Below are 13,829 nucleotides of genomic sequence, written 5' to 3'. Positions count from 1 at the left end.
ATTTAGACAAGAAAGAGTTCAAATTATAAATCACAAACTGATAGTATATTCTATGTCAAAACTATACCTAGTACCAACACCTATTGGAAACTTAAAAGACATGACTTTTCGTGCAGTTGAGGTTTTACAAGAAGTAGATTTAATTCTTGCAGAAGATACCCGAACTAGCGGGAAACTTTTAAAGCATTTTGAAATTACCACCCAAATGCATTCACATCATATGCATAATGAGCACAAAACTACAGAAGGAATTGTTGCTCGTATTAAAGGAGGGGAAACTGTCGCACTAATTAGTGATGCCGGAACTCCCGCAATTAGCGACCCTGGGTTTTTACTAACGCGTGCTTGCGTAGAAGCAGGTATTGAAGTAGATTGTCTTCCTGGAGCAACCGCATTTGTACCAGCTTTGGTCAACAGTGGTTTGCCAAATGACAAGTTTGTGTTTGAAGGATTTTTACCAGTTAAAAAAGGTCGTCAAACGCGCTTTTTAGCTTTAGCTGAAGAAACTAGAACGATAATTTTCTATGAGTCTCCTCATAAGTTGATAAAAACATTGGGGCAATTTGTGGAATATTTTGGGGAGGAACGCCAAGTTTCTGTTTCAAGAGAAATTACAAAACTGCATGAAGAAACAAAACGCGGTACAGCTGCTGAAGTTTTAGCGCACTACACTAACAAACCACCTAAAGGAGAAATTGTAATAATTGTTGCGGGAAAAAAATAGCGTAAAAGTTAAAAGTATAATCGCACACTTACATTTGGGGTTAAACCCAAAGATTCTTGTTCAAATTGAGATGCTACACCATCAATATTTGCGTAATATCTGTCTATAGTTTGTTTTTGATTTAAAACATTCCATATAGATAATCCTATAGTACTTTTTAAACTTTTTGAGATCTTTAAAGAATAATGTAAAGCTACATCGGTTCTAAAAAAAGAAGCTAATCGATCCCCGTTAGGACTATTAAATTGTAATTCGCTTGTAGAAACAGGACTTTGATTTTCAGATAAAACAGTTGTAGTTGGTATTCCTGTATGCCAATTAAAGCCTATTGCTACACTAAGTTTGTTGAAAGTGTAACTGTTATTAAATGTAATTGCATGACGCATATCTACACTGTTGTCAAATGCTTCACCGTTATTAAGTTCATCAAAAGTATAGGTGTTTTTACTTACTGAATACCCTAGCCAAGAGCGTAATGATTTGTAGCGTTTCTGAATTAAAAAATCAATTCCTTTTACTTGGTATTCTCCATTTGTATTTACAAACTGAAACTGATTTCTAAAGCCTTGAGATCTTGAGTTAATCCCTTTAACATTTTTAAAATAGCCCTCCACACTTATAAGCCATTTGTTGTAATTATAGGTGCTTCCTAATGATACTTGTTGGCTTTGTAGAATTGCAACATCGTCATTATTAGCAATAACCCACCTGCGTTTAATAATGCCTAAAAAATCATTTGATTGTTGAATAATTTGAGAAGTAGATTGGTGTTTTAATTCCCCTAAAAGATGTAATCTAAAGTTATCTAATAGTTGCCAACTTGCATTTAATCTAGGTTCTATAAACGTTTCAGAAAGTTTAGGATAAGTTGTAGCTCGAAACCCTACAGCAATATTTGTAGTTTCATTTTTACGGCTATACTCAGCATATATAGCGTGTACTCTTAAAACCGACTTAATAAAATTAAATAGAGGAGGAGCATTTACATTTACGGCATTTGTTACACCCGTTTCATTAAATTGATATCCAGCAAGTAGTTTTTGAGAAGTGGATAATGAGTAGGTGCCATCAAGTTTCAAACCCATGTCTAAAACTTCATTAAACTGGTCTAAACGCTGGTTGTTGTTGATGTCAAAATTAATTCCGCTTAATTTATAATTAGATAAATAGCCCGATATTTTTGTTTGAAATGAATTGTTCCATTGCCTTTTATATATCAAATTTCCAGCATTGTTTTGTTGCTTTAAACCACTCTCTAGTGTTTGATTTAACGTGCTATTTTCGGCTTGTTCTAAAAAGTTGAATTCATTGTTAATAGTAATAAACGAAGCGCTTATTTTATCTTTATCTGAAATATTATACAACAATTTTCCGCTAATGTCATAGAAGTAAAACTTTTGGTTGTCCATAACCGAACGATCTAAAGTATTTGTTTTATTAGTTACTTCAGTGTCTTGAAAAACACGATCAAAATAGCTTTTATAGGTAGCAGTTTCTAATACATCAGTTATTGAGCGTCTAGCCGAAAGATGAACTCCTAGTTTTTTAGTTATTGGTATTTCTAATTGTGAACTTCCTTGAAGTAAGTTAAAACCAGCGCTTCCTTTTAAAATGCTTGCAGGGTTTTGATCCAAAATCATATCAATAGTACCAGAAACACCATCTCCCATACTTGCTGAGGTTCCGTTTTTTGTTATGTTTATTTTGTTGATGTTGTAAGGGTCAAAAGCTGAAATCATTCCAAAGAAATGACCAGATTGGTACATTTTTATACCATCCCAAAGAATGAGGTTTTGATCGTTTGTTCCTCCTCTAATATTTAAGTTAGTTACAGACTCGTCTGTACTGCTAATTCCCGGGAGTGATTTTACACTTGCAAGAACATCGGGTTCACTTAGGCCAGGTATGATTTCAAATTCTCTAGGCTTAATGTCAACAGTTCCATTAGTTTTAAGGGTGATTCCTCTTGCTAAATATTGTGTAATCAAAACCTCGTCTAGTGCTTGGTTAGCAATTGGAGTGTCGCTTCTCTTTTGAATAGCAATGGTATTTTTAAGCACTAAAAAGGTAAGGGGAAGTTGTAATTCTAAATCAATTAACGACTCTTCGAGTTTTAAAGTTTCCGAAGGTATTTTAGCTTTTAGATCGCTAACATCGTCAACCATATATGAGAACGTTACGTTGTAACGGTTTTCTATAATTGCTAATACTTGGGGTAACGTAAAACGTTCCGTATTAACCTGTCCTGTAGCAGTCCAGGTTAATATGAAAAGCTGAAAAATAAAAAGTAGTTTGCTTTTATTTACGTTCAATTATTACATTTTTACCTGTTATTTTATAATCTAACTTTAAAGGTGTTGTTACAGCTTTTAATGCCTCTTCAAGATTATCGTTATTAAAGGCTCCTGTAAAAAGACGCTTACTTGCATCAACTTCATTTGTAATTGTAACACCATACTGGCGAGACAATTCGTCTAACACTTCGTTGTAAGGCACACCTCTAAAAACGTTTCTTCCTTCTGTCCAAGATGGCGCTTTTACTATTGGTAAATTACCAGAAGTAACTTGTTTTTGATAAATAGAAATATATTCACCTGGCTTTAAAATTACTTTTTTTAATGGATGTTCAACCTCAACAGATCCTTCGTAACAATGTACTTCGAAAAATTCGTTACGTTGTTTTACGTTGAACTGAGTACCTAAAACAGTAACCTTACCTTGAGTGGTATTTACTGTAAATTTTGAACCTTTTGACACACTAAAAAATGCTTCTCCTTCTAGCTGTGTAATTCTATTTTCATCCCAAGAACCTTCGTCAAAAATTAATGTTGAAGCTGCATTTAAAGTAACTTTAGTTTCGTCTGGCAAATTTACTTTTGCCATTTCTCCTATTTTAGTAGCAGTATTAATTGTTGAATCTGAATTAAAAAAATAGGTAATCCCTAAGGCAATTACTATTAGTGCTGCAAAGGGTAATAAGCGTTTTAACATTATATTGGGGTTTTTATTAGTTTTTAAATTAATATTATTTTTAAGGTTATTTGTTTCTAGTTTTGGTGCTTTAAAATTAGGCATTGCATTAGAAATTCGCTTTAATTCGGCGCTATCTTCTAAGGCTTCAAAAGCAATTTTCTCTTCGGAATTTAGTGTTCCTTCAAGCCATTTTTTTATTAAAATCTCTCTGTTCATACTATTAAAACAAGTTACTGAGGAAAATCCACAGGTAAGGGTTTAAATCTCTTTTATTTCTTTTCTTAATTTTAGAAGCGCACTGTAAATTCGTTTTTCAACGGCACTTACACTAATGTCTAATAGTGCTGCTATTTCTTTGTATCTTTTTCCTTCTGTTCTATTTAGCATAAACGCTACTCGTTCATTTTCAGTCAATGATGTTAATGCTTTTTGTAGTTTTTCTAAATATTGCGCTTCTTCTAAAAGAAATTCAGGGTTTATATTTGTGTGATTTTTTGGTTTAGTATCTACATAATTAAGAACTACTTTTTGATGTTTTACCTCATTAAGCATTAAATTATTTGCTGTGGTAAAGAGAAAACTTTTAGCTTTATCTGGTGGCACAGATTTACAGTTTTGCCATAATTTAATAAATGCATCCTGTACTTTATCTTGTGGATTAAGTAAAGAGCCATACCTATAGTGTAAAAACTTATGAATGTTTTCAGCATGTTTTCTGAAAATTGAATCAAATATAGTCTTCTCGCAACAGTGATTCGATAGGTTTTTTTTCATTGAGGGTAATTTACACCGCAAAGTTGTCATAAAACTTTTAAAATGTCAACTTGTGGATTTTTTAAAGTTAGTTGTTCTATAACTGAAGCGCTAAAAAAAATTGCTGATTTCGACAAAAAGATCAGTACTAACGAGAAAATATAATTAATAACTAACTGATATGAAAAAAATGACCCAACTACTAAAAAATAGTGCAGCCCTAGTTGCACTTCTAATAACAGTTTCACTCTTTTCGGTCTCTTGCCAGGAGGATAAAGTTATCGTACAAAATCCACCCCCAGAACAATCTATTGAACCAGGATCAGATCTTGTTAATCTAATGAGAAATGTATCTGAAAATGATGTTTCAGTAGATAATATTATTGACGGAACTGATTGTTCTTCAATTCAATTTCCATTTACAGTAATTGCAGGTGGAATAGAAGTAACAATAGATTCAATTGAAGATTTACTAATTATTCAACAATTAATAGATGATAATCAAGGTAACGGTAACATTGAAATACTATTTCCTATTACTATAATTTTACCTGATTACACAACAATAGTTATTGAAAGTCAAGAAGAATTTGATGTATTTATTGCCTCTTGTGACCCAAGTCCAAATGAGTGTGTAGATTTTGTATATCCTATTTCATTTTCAGTTTTTAACCTAGAGTTTGAACTTATTGAAACTGTAGTAATCACAAATGATTTTGAGCTATATTTCTTTTTACAAGATTTAGATGATAATAATGGAAATATAGTTAGTTTGAATTTTCCAGTTTCATTAGTATATGGAAACGGAAACACTATTGAAGTAACTACAAATGCTGAATTAGCAGTCGCTATAGAAGCAGGGCCAGATAATTGTGAAGTAATTGTAGACCCAGAAAACCCTTGCCCTGCAGCGGTTGTTGAAGCATATTTACTAGAGTGTTTCTGGTACCCAAGCTCTTATGGAGGTGTTACTGATAATGCATATGAATATTACCATTTTACTTTTTCTGAAAGCAACAATTTAGAAATGACTACTTCTAGTGCTTATAACATTGATGCACTTTGGAATGTATCTGAAGTTGATGGTAAAACCATAGTTCTTTTAGAAGCTGTTTTTCCAATTTTCGAACCATTTTTAGGAAATTGGGAGGTTTTAGAATGCTCTGAAGAACAACTTCTTTTAGAAAGAGAAGATGGTTTACAAATGGTGTTTTCAAGAGATTGTGATTATGACTTAGCACAATGTACAGGAAGTGGTTTAGGTATTTGTGATACCGATGGAGATGGATTTGTTTCAGTAGATTTTAACGAAATTATAGACCTTCATTTTACTTGTAATGATGCATTAGAATACTCTATTACTTTTCACGAAACCTATGCAGATGCTAATGCACTTCAAAATCAATTACCATCACCATATCAAACAACAGTACCTAACTCGCAAACATTTTATTATGCTATTACTGAAGTAGGTTCTCAAGAAGTACGCTATGTGGCGTCATTTCAAATCGATGCGGAAGATTGTGGTACAAGCTGTGAAAACCCGGGTGAATTAACTGATGGTCTAATAGTGTATATGCCTTTTGGGAACGAAATACACGAACTTGTGAGTGACGAAATATTAGGAATTGGTGGTCAATTTGTAGAAGATAGAGCAGGAAATGAAAATTGTGCAATTGGTTTTTCTCAAGGAGATGATCCAATATTTATTCCGGGAACACCAGAAAATGAAATCACAGGCGATTTTGCAATAAGCTTATGGTTTAAAATGCAAAATGATGCAGTTGGAGATTACGAGATTATATTCAGTACACAACAACATCAATCTGATGGATTAGAACTTGGAGTTTATGATTTGAACACACCATTATTTGTTACTCATAACCCTGAAATTAATTTATGGGATAATGATTGGAATCAAGAAGTGGACGTTGTGTGGACAAATACAGATTGGCATCACTTATTAATTACTCACGAAGGTGATGTAACAAAGATGTACAGAGACGGTATCCTTAGAAATGAAACAAATGAAGATGTTAACCTTGGTGGAGCTACTGACACAGGCTATATGATAAATGCCCAAAACTTTAGAGGGCACGTAGATGACCTTAGAGTTTATAACAGAGCACTAAGCCCTAACGAAGTATTTGTATTATTCAATTTAGAAGCAGAGTGTTATACCTGCTTAGATTAAGGTAGTTTTTGTTTAAGTTTTTTGAAAGAGAGGGTCGTTTTTAGGTTAGCGGCTCTCTTTTTTATTCTGAAATATTACAGTTTTACTATATTGTGATACATTAAAATAATTTCCACTGAAAAAGCTTTTATCCGAAATAAGAAACTGTGAAGTATGTTCAGACCATCTTCCATTTGGTCCAAGACCGATAATTGAAGCAGTACCTAATTCCAAAATAGTAATTATTGGGCAAGCACCCGGAACAAAAGTTCACGAAAGTGGAATCCCTTGGAACGATCAAAGCGGTAAAAAACTACGCGAGTGGTTAGGGGTAGATGAGGTTACTTTTTACAATCCTAAAAACTTTGCGCAACTCCCTATGGGGTTTTGTTATCCCGGAAAAGCTAAAACAGGCGACCTTCCTCCCCGAAAAGAGTGTGCACCATTATGGCACCCATCGGTATTATCAAGACTAAAGCATGTTGAACTCATATTACTAATAGGCTCCTATGCTTCAAATCAATACCTACCTAAAGACGGAAAAAAGCTAACACAAAGAGTCGAAAATTTTGAAGCCTATTTGCCTAAATTTTGGCCTTTGCCACACCCTTCGCCAACAAATAGATTTTGGCGCGCTAAAAACCCTTGGTTTGAGCAAAGTGTGGTTCCTTTAATACAGGAAAAGGTAGCGGCAATTTTAACGAAATAAAACACACTTAATTTCTAAATACAGCAATACAAAAAAACCTCTCTAGTTTTAAAGCTAAAGAGGTTTTTTTATAAGAATCGTGTTTGCTTTCTAAACGTGTTTCCCTTTTTCCCAACCGTGTTTTCCTAAATATTGGTCGCCACTCTCAACTGCACCTTCTTCTATTGAAGTCCCCATGGAGTCATTCCATCTATTTAAATATCCGAAAAGAGAAATAACGCCTAGCATTTCTACAATTTCACCTTCATCCCAGTATTTGTAAAGACGTTCTTTAATTTCTGCATCAACTGCATTTGGGACCATAGAGGCTTGTAAAGAAAAATCTAAAGCTGCACGTTCTGCTTCGTTAAATGCTGGGTGTGTGCGGTATTCCCAAATGTTGTCTAATTGCTCTTGTTCAGCACCATAACGTTCTGCAGCTCTAATGGCGTGAGCTTGGCAATAACGGCAGCCAGTTGCGTTACTACTTACCCAAGCAATCATTCTTTTTAAAGCGGAAGTTACACGGCCTTCATTTGCCATAACTGCTTTATTTAAGTTGATAAAAGCACGGCTAATAGCTGGCCTGCGTTGCATCGTTAAAACACTATTAGGACAAAACCCTAAAGTCTCATTAAAAAAATCTGCAAGTTCTTGAGTTGTTTCGTCGTGATCTGCGGAGAGTGGTGTTACTAATGGCATAAAGAGTTTATTGTATGTGATTTATTTTTTTAAGTCTAGATTTATGTAGAAAACTTACTTGATAAAGTATAAGAATGAGCTTTCGAAATTACATATTTGCAACTACTTACACTATTTCCTTTGTAAAGTTTCTAAAATAATTATGTAATCGACTTCAACATTGGATCTACTTTTTGTATTTTTCACCATCTATGCGCTGGAACCTTGCCCCTAAAATTTCCGAAGAAAAAATAAATGCTTTAGTCAATGAGTTAACTGTTGACAAAACGATTGCCACGTTGTTAGTGCAACGAGGTGTTGAAACCTTTCAACAAGCGAAAGACTTTTTTAGACCATCGCTTGACGATCTTCACGATCCTTTTTTAATGAAGGATATGGAACTTGCTGTTCAACGAATTGAAAAGGCAGTTTCTGAAGGGGAGAATATTCTTGTATATGGTGATTATGATGTTGATGGAACAACAAGTGTAGCTTTAATGTCTAGCTATTTAAAATCGTTTTACCCTAATGTAGCTACGTATATTCCAGATCGTTATGCTGAGGGTTATGGCGTTTCGTATAAAGGAATTGACTTTGCTGAGGATAATGATTTCAGTTTAATTATTGCACTCGATTGCGGTGTTAAAGCGATTGAAAAAGTTGCTTATGCTAGTGAAAAAGGTATCGATTTTATAATTTGTGATCACCACCGTCCAGGGGCTGAATTGCCTAAAGCAGTTGCTGTTTTAGACCCTAAAAGAGATGACTGTGAATATCCATTTAAGGAGCTTTGTGGTTGTGGAGTGGGATTTAAATTAATACAAGCTCTTGCTTCAAAAAAAGGACAAACTATTGACGACTTACTGTTGTATTTGGATTTAGTAGCGACAGCCATTGGTGCAGATATTGTTCCTATTACGGGTGAAAATAGAATTCTAGCATATTTCGGCTTAAAAGTAATAAATAGTAATCCTAGAACAGGCTACAAAGCTATTTTGAGACAAGTGAAAAAAGAAGTGTTGACCATTACGGATGTTGTTTTTATCATTGGCCCACGTATAAATGCTGCGGGAAGAATGAAACACGGAAACCACGCAGTAACACTTTTAGTTGAGACGGATATTAATAAAGCAGCTATTTGGGCTGCCGAAATTGAACAATTTAATCAAGATCGTCGCGAAGCAGACAAGCGCATTACAATTGAAGCTTTAAAACAAATTGAAACTAATAATGAGCAAGATTGCAAAACAACTGTTGTATTTCAAGAAGACTGGCACAAAGGTGTAATAGGTATTGTAGCTTCTAGATTGACAGAAACGTATTATAGACCCACGTTGGTCTTTACAAAAAGTGGTGATAAACTTGCCGCTTCTGCAAGGTCTGTGACAGGCTTTGATGTTTATAATGCACTAGAGGAGTGCAGTGAGTTTATTGAGCAATTTGGTGGTCATAAATATGCAGCAGGACTTACTTTAGACGAATCTAATTTTGAGAATTTTAAAAATAAGTTTGAGGAAGTTGTAGCAAATAGCATCGACCCTAAACTATTACAACCGGAACTAAATATCTCACTACAATTAGATTTAGCTGATATTACTCCGAAATTTTATAGAATTTTAAAACAGTTCGCGCCATTTGGACCAGGGAATGCAACTCCTGTTTTTATGACAAGTAATTTAACCGAAACTGGCTACGGAAAATGTGTAGGAGAAGACAAAACTCACTTGCGTATTACTGTTAAACAAGGGATACAACAGTTTGTGTGTATAGGTTTTGGTATGGGTGATAAAAAGGACATTGCCTGTTCAGGACAACCCTTCAAGGCTGCTTACGTAATTGATGAAAACGAATGGCAAGGAAATGTTAGTTTACAGCTTAGATTGAAAGATATCGCAGAACAATAAGCTTTTGAATATTATTCCTCAAACGTTTTAAGTTCAAAATCGCTTCCGTCAAAAACTCCGTAGGTATATTGAGTAATCCAATCACCAAGGTTATAATATGTTGCGTTTTCGCCTACTTCAATTTTCATGTTTAAATGACGGTGACCAAAAACAAAGTAGTCGTAGTGTTTTTTTTCTAATTTACGTTTTGCATATAAAGCTAGCCACTCATTAGCTTCTCCAAGAAATTTTTTGTCATCATCTCCAGAAATTAATTTGTTTTTTACAGAGAGGTATTGTGCAAGGCGCATCCCCATTTCTGGGTGAAACCATCTAAAAAGCCATTTAAAAACAGGATTTGTAAACACTTTTTTCATGCGTTTGTATCCTTTGTCTCCAGGTCCTTTTCCGTCACCGTGGCCTATTAAAAACACTTTGTTATTAAACGTAAATTCCTTTACATCACGAAAAGTACTAATACCTAATTCTGTTTCGAAATAGTCTTTCATCCACAGGTCATGGTTCCCTACAAAAAAGTAAATCGGAATTCCGCTGTCACTAATTTCAGCTAGTTTACCAAGAGCTCTTACAAACCCTTTAGGCACTACGGTTTTATATTCAAACCAAAAGTCGAATAAATCTCCAAGTAAAAAAATAGCTGCTGCATCTTCTTTAATTTCATCGAGCCAGCGCACAAACTTTTTTTCACGCGGCAAACTCAATTCCGAAGTAGGAGCACCTAGGTGATTGTCACTTGAAAAATATATTTTTTTTCCTTGAGGGATTTGCATTGTGTAAAGATAGTAATTCTAGTTTTCAGTTAGAGATTGGAGTACTATAAAACTACATGATAGTTTTAGTTTCTATCTTAGTAACGTACTGCTTTTTCAGATGTGTAATACCAATGAATCCTACTCATGTAGTAGATTTTTATGAGTTTTTTATAGTATAAACTCTTTGTAAAACCTTGTAGATTAACCTTATATTGCAGTAAAATATTATAACTATGAAACTGAATCAACTTTTATTATTAGGGATTGCATTAGTTGTAAGCAATGTGTTTGCACAACAATCATTCCCGCCTGACCAAGTAATTACGGGTACTCTGTTAGGGAAAACAGGTGCTCTTAGAGATTTTGCAACTATGGGGCCAGATGAGTTTAATGACCCAAAAACTCATACAATGATTCCTAATATATCAACTACGCAGCCACAATTAAACCCAACAAGTACGGTAATCCAAAACTTGCAAACGGAACAAGGTAGAGTTGTAACAATGCCGCCATTACAAAACTTTGTGGGAGCATCTGCATCTGAGTCTGGAGCTTTTCCACCAGATCCTACGGGAGCAGTGGGGCCTAATCATTATGTACACTCGGTAAATTCATTAGTTAAAATTTTCGATAAAACAGGAGGGTTATTAGTTGGTCCTGTAAATTTAGGGGCATTTTTAGGTAGCACAAGTTTTGGAGACCCTATTGTACTTTATGATCAATTAGCAGATAGATGGATTGTGAGTGGTTTTGGAAATCTTCAAGTTAGTAACGACTTACTTTTTGGAGTTTCAGAAACTAGTGATCCAACGGGAGCTTATAATGTATATTCTTACACATTTAGTTCTTTGCCAGATTACCCACACTACTCAGTATGGCACGATGGGTATTATGGTACAATTAATTTAGGTGGTTTTAGCTCATTAGGAGTTGTAATGGAAAGAGATGTAATGATAGCGGGTGGTCCAGACCCTCAAATATTGATGTTTTCTTTACCAGGAATTGTAGATAATCCTAACCAAGTTAAAAGTCCTGCTGCAGCTAATTTATTAGGTACAACAGTAGATACATCTTTACCAGGTTATATTACGTACTTACAAGATGATGCTTGGGGTGGTATTGGTTTTGACCATTTAAAAGTATGGGAAATTTCAGTAGACTGGGATGATATTAATAACTCAGTAATTTCATCTCCTCAAGAAATACCAACAGATCCATTTGATGCAGGAGAGCTTTTTGGTGATGGAAACGGTGCAATTAGACAACCAGGTACGAGTCAACGTTTAGCAGGTCATGGAGGTATTATATCTTATGCAGCTAACTATCGTCCATTTGATGATCATAATTCATGGCTTGTAACATTCAACACATTTATTGATAATAATGAAACTGGAGGAATTAGATGGATTGAACTAAGAAATGATGATACTACTACTGACTGGAGTATTTTTCAAGAAGGTACGTTTTCAATTGCAGATGGACATAGTCGTTTAATGAGTAGTGCTGCTATTGATGCCGCAGGAAACATTGGGATGGCCTATACAACAGCAAGTGAAACACTGCCGGTATCTTTACGCTATACAGGTCGTTTTAATGATGACCCACTTGGGCAAATGACAGTAGCCGAAACAGTAATTATTGATGGTCCAGGAATTAGAAATAATGCTAACCGTTATGGTGATTATTCGCATATGACAATGGACCCTGATAATTTTACTTTTTGGTTTACGTCAGATTACTTTTCATCAACCAACCAATGGAGAACTCAAATTGCTTCTTTTCAATTATCAGGAGGTTTTGGTGTAGATGTTGGACCTAACAATATCACAACTCCAGTAAATGGAGCATTAACAGCTACTGAAACAGTAACGGTATCTATAAGAAACTTTGGATTAGATGTACAAAACACAATTCCTTTAGAGCTTAGGTTAGATGGAGTTTTAGTTGCTTCAGAAACATTTACAGGAACAATTAATTCAAACGAATTAGGGATCTATACTTTTGCTCAAACAGTTGATTTGTCAACACCGGGACAAACGTATACTCTTGAAGTAACTACTGGACTATTAGCAGATGAGTTTCTTCCAAACAATGTTTTTTCTAAAGAAGTAACGCACCTGTTTTCAAATGATATAGGGGCAATCGAAATCACTGCGCCAGAAAATGGCTCTAGTTTAGGTACTGAAGTTATATCTGTAAATCTTAGAAATTTTGGAGTAGCTCCACAAACTGGATTTGATGTTCAGTATAGTGTAAATGGCGCTACAGCAGTAACAGAAACTTTTGTAGGAACTATTAATTCAGAAGAAGAAGTTATCTATGATTTTACAACACCTTTTGATTTTTCAACTCTTGGAACGTATAATATTGTTGTAAGAACGTTATTGGCTGGAGATCTAGATGCAACCAATGATGAAACATCTCTTGATGTAGAAAATGTTCTTTGTTCACCAAGTTCAGATTGTACTTTAGGTGATGGGTTTAGACTTGTTCAAATTGCTGAAATTAACAATCCTTCAGATTGTGAGGGATACGGAGATTTCACAACTCAAATTGCAAACTTAGGTGAAGGATCAAGTAACAGTATTACTTTTACAACTGAATACGGAGATCAAAATGTAAAAGTTTGGATTGATTTCAATGATGATTTAGATTTTACTACAGATGAAATAGTTGTTCCTAATTTTGTAATTGCAGCTGGCCAAGCCGCAGGTTCATATACAGAAACAACTACATTGACTGTACCAGCAGGAGCTGCATTTGGCGAACACAGAATGCGTGTTAAAAGTAACTGGCAAGCAGAAGTAGATGATGATCCATGTGTTGAATCACAATATGGTGAAACAGAAGATTACACTGCAAATATTGGCGTATTAGGGACTGAAGACTTTGAGGTTGCTAATGGAGACCTTGTTATTACAACACTTGTTAATAAGCAATTTGAGGTGACTTTAAACACTCAATTTGACGGAAGTGTATTTTTAGGAGTTTACAATATTTTAGGTCAAGAAATGGGCTTTAATAAAAGAATACCTAAAGAGAATGGTATCTATAAGTTAAACCTTGACATGTCAAGCGTTTCTAGTGGAGTATATCTTCTTAAAGTAGGAGGGCAAACTACTACTAGTTATAAAACTGCAAGGATTATAGTTCAATAGTCTGAGCAAATAAATTAAATAAA

General features: G+C 34.6%; 10 protein-coding genes. 5 read left to right on the top strand and 5 right to left on the bottom strand.

The window, feature by feature from the left end; all coding sequences use genetic code 11:
• Positions 1–52: 52 nt before the first annotated feature.
• Positions 53–724: a 16S rRNA (cytidine(1402)-2'-O)-methyltransferase gene (gene rsmI / locus GBH57_RS03475; protein WP_151672658.1), complete on the top strand. Its 672-nt coding sequence runs from the start codon at positions 53–55 to the stop codon at positions 722–724.
• An 8-nt stretch (positions 725–732) separates the two neighbouring features.
• Here the strand turns inward: rsmI and GBH57_RS03470 are convergent, their stop codons facing one another.
• From GBH57_RS03470 to GBH57_RS03460, 3 genes are read right to left on the bottom strand one after another with little or no spacing between them, the layout of a single operon-like run.
• Entirely contained in the window at positions 733–3,036 is a 2,304-nt protein-coding gene (locus GBH57_RS03470; protein WP_151672657.1) for a TonB-dependent receptor plug domain-containing protein, read from the bottom strand.
• A complete protein-coding gene (locus GBH57_RS03465) occupies positions 3,023–3,913 on the bottom strand; it encodes a FecR family protein (protein ID WP_151672656.1) in 891 nt (296 codons plus the stop codon). The genes GBH57_RS03470 and GBH57_RS03465 overlap by 14 nt, the downstream gene beginning before the upstream one ends.
• Positions 3,914–3,955: 42 nt before the next feature.
• Positions 3,956–4,471, bottom strand: coding sequence for an RNA polymerase sigma factor (locus tag GBH57_RS03460; RefSeq protein WP_151672655.1), 516 nt, complete (start codon positions 4,469–4,471; stop codon positions 3,956–3,958).
• Between the two features lie 160 nt (positions 4,472–4,631).
• On the opposite strand from GBH57_RS03460, the gene GBH57_RS03455 reads away from it, so the two are divergent.
• Positions 4,632–6,644, top strand: coding sequence for a LamG domain-containing protein (locus GBH57_RS03455; protein WP_151672654.1), 2,013 nt, complete (start codon positions 4,632–4,634; stop codon positions 6,642–6,644).
• Between the two features lie 115 nt (positions 6,645–6,759).
• Positions 6,760–7,332: a uracil-DNA glycosylase family protein gene (locus GBH57_RS03450; protein WP_151672653.1), complete on the top strand. Its 573-nt coding sequence runs from the start codon at positions 6,760–6,762 to the stop codon at positions 7,330–7,332.
• A gap of 90 nt (positions 7,333–7,422) precedes the next feature.
• Here GBH57_RS03450 and GBH57_RS03445 read toward each other — a convergent pair whose 3' ends face one another.
• Positions 7,423–8,013, bottom strand: a complete 591-nt coding sequence (locus tag GBH57_RS03445; RefSeq protein WP_151672652.1) for a carboxymuconolactone decarboxylase family protein — start codon at positions 8,011–8,013, stop codon at positions 7,423–7,425.
• A gap of 191 nt (positions 8,014–8,204) precedes the next feature.
• On the opposite strand from GBH57_RS03445, the gene recJ reads away from it, so the two are divergent.
• Entirely contained in the window at positions 8,205–9,896 is a 1,692-nt protein-coding gene (gene recJ / locus GBH57_RS03440; RefSeq protein ID WP_151672651.1) for a single-stranded-DNA-specific exonuclease RecJ, read from the top strand.
• Between the two features lie 11 nt (positions 9,897–9,907).
• On the opposite strand, the gene GBH57_RS03435 is transcribed toward recJ, so the two are convergent.
• Positions 9,908–10,666 carry a UDP-2,3-diacylglucosamine diphosphatase gene (locus GBH57_RS03435; RefSeq protein ID WP_151672650.1) on the bottom strand — a complete coding sequence of 253 codons (759 nt, stop codon included), beginning with the start codon at positions 10,664–10,666 and terminating at the stop codon, positions 9,908–9,910.
• A gap of 215 nt (positions 10,667–10,881) precedes the next feature.
• On the opposite strand from GBH57_RS03435, the gene GBH57_RS03430 reads away from it, so the two are divergent.
• Positions 10,882–13,806: a GEVED domain-containing protein gene (locus tag GBH57_RS03430; RefSeq protein WP_235904633.1), complete on the top strand. Its 2,925-nt coding sequence runs from the start codon at positions 10,882–10,884 to the stop codon at positions 13,804–13,806.
• The last annotated feature ends 23 nt before the right edge of the window (positions 13,807–13,829 follow it).

Source organism: Patiriisocius marinus (assembly GCF_008974325.1).
Lineage (GTDB): Bacteria > Bacteroidota > Bacteroidia > Flavobacteriales > Flavobacteriaceae > Patiriisocius > Patiriisocius marinus.
This window is presented reverse-complemented; position numbering and strand designations above follow the sequence as displayed.

What these genes read in the sequence shown, in the direction of transcription:
- rsmI (WP_151672658.1), top strand. Translation starts at nt 53, where the DNA reads ATGTCAAAACTATACCTAGTACCAACACCTATTGGAAACTTAAAAGAC.
- GBH57_RS03465 (WP_151672656.1), bottom strand. Translation starts at nt 3,913, where the DNA reads ATGAACAGAGAGATTTTAATAAAAAAATGGCTTGAAGGAACACTAAAT.
- GBH57_RS03460 (WP_151672655.1), bottom strand. Translation starts at nt 4,471, where the DNA reads ATGAAAAAAAACCTATCGAATCACTGTTGCGAGAAGACTATATTTGAT.
- GBH57_RS03455 (WP_151672654.1), top strand. Translation starts at nt 4,632, where the DNA reads ATGAAAAAAATGACCCAACTACTAAAAAATAGTGCAGCCCTAGTTGCA.
- GBH57_RS03445 (WP_151672652.1), bottom strand. Translation starts at nt 8,013, where the DNA reads ATGCCATTAGTAACACCACTCTCCGCAGATCACGACGAAACAACTCAA.
- recJ (WP_151672651.1), top strand. Translation starts at nt 8,205, where the DNA reads ATGCGCTGGAACCTTGCCCCTAAAATTTCCGAAGAAAAAATAAATGCT.
- GBH57_RS03435 (WP_151672650.1), bottom strand. Translation starts at nt 10,666, where the DNA reads ATGCAAATCCCTCAAGGAAAAAAAATATATTTTTCAAGTGACAATCAC.
- GBH57_RS03430 (WP_235904633.1), top strand. Translation starts at nt 10,882, where the DNA reads ATGAAACTGAATCAACTTTTATTATTAGGGATTGCATTAGTTGTAAGC.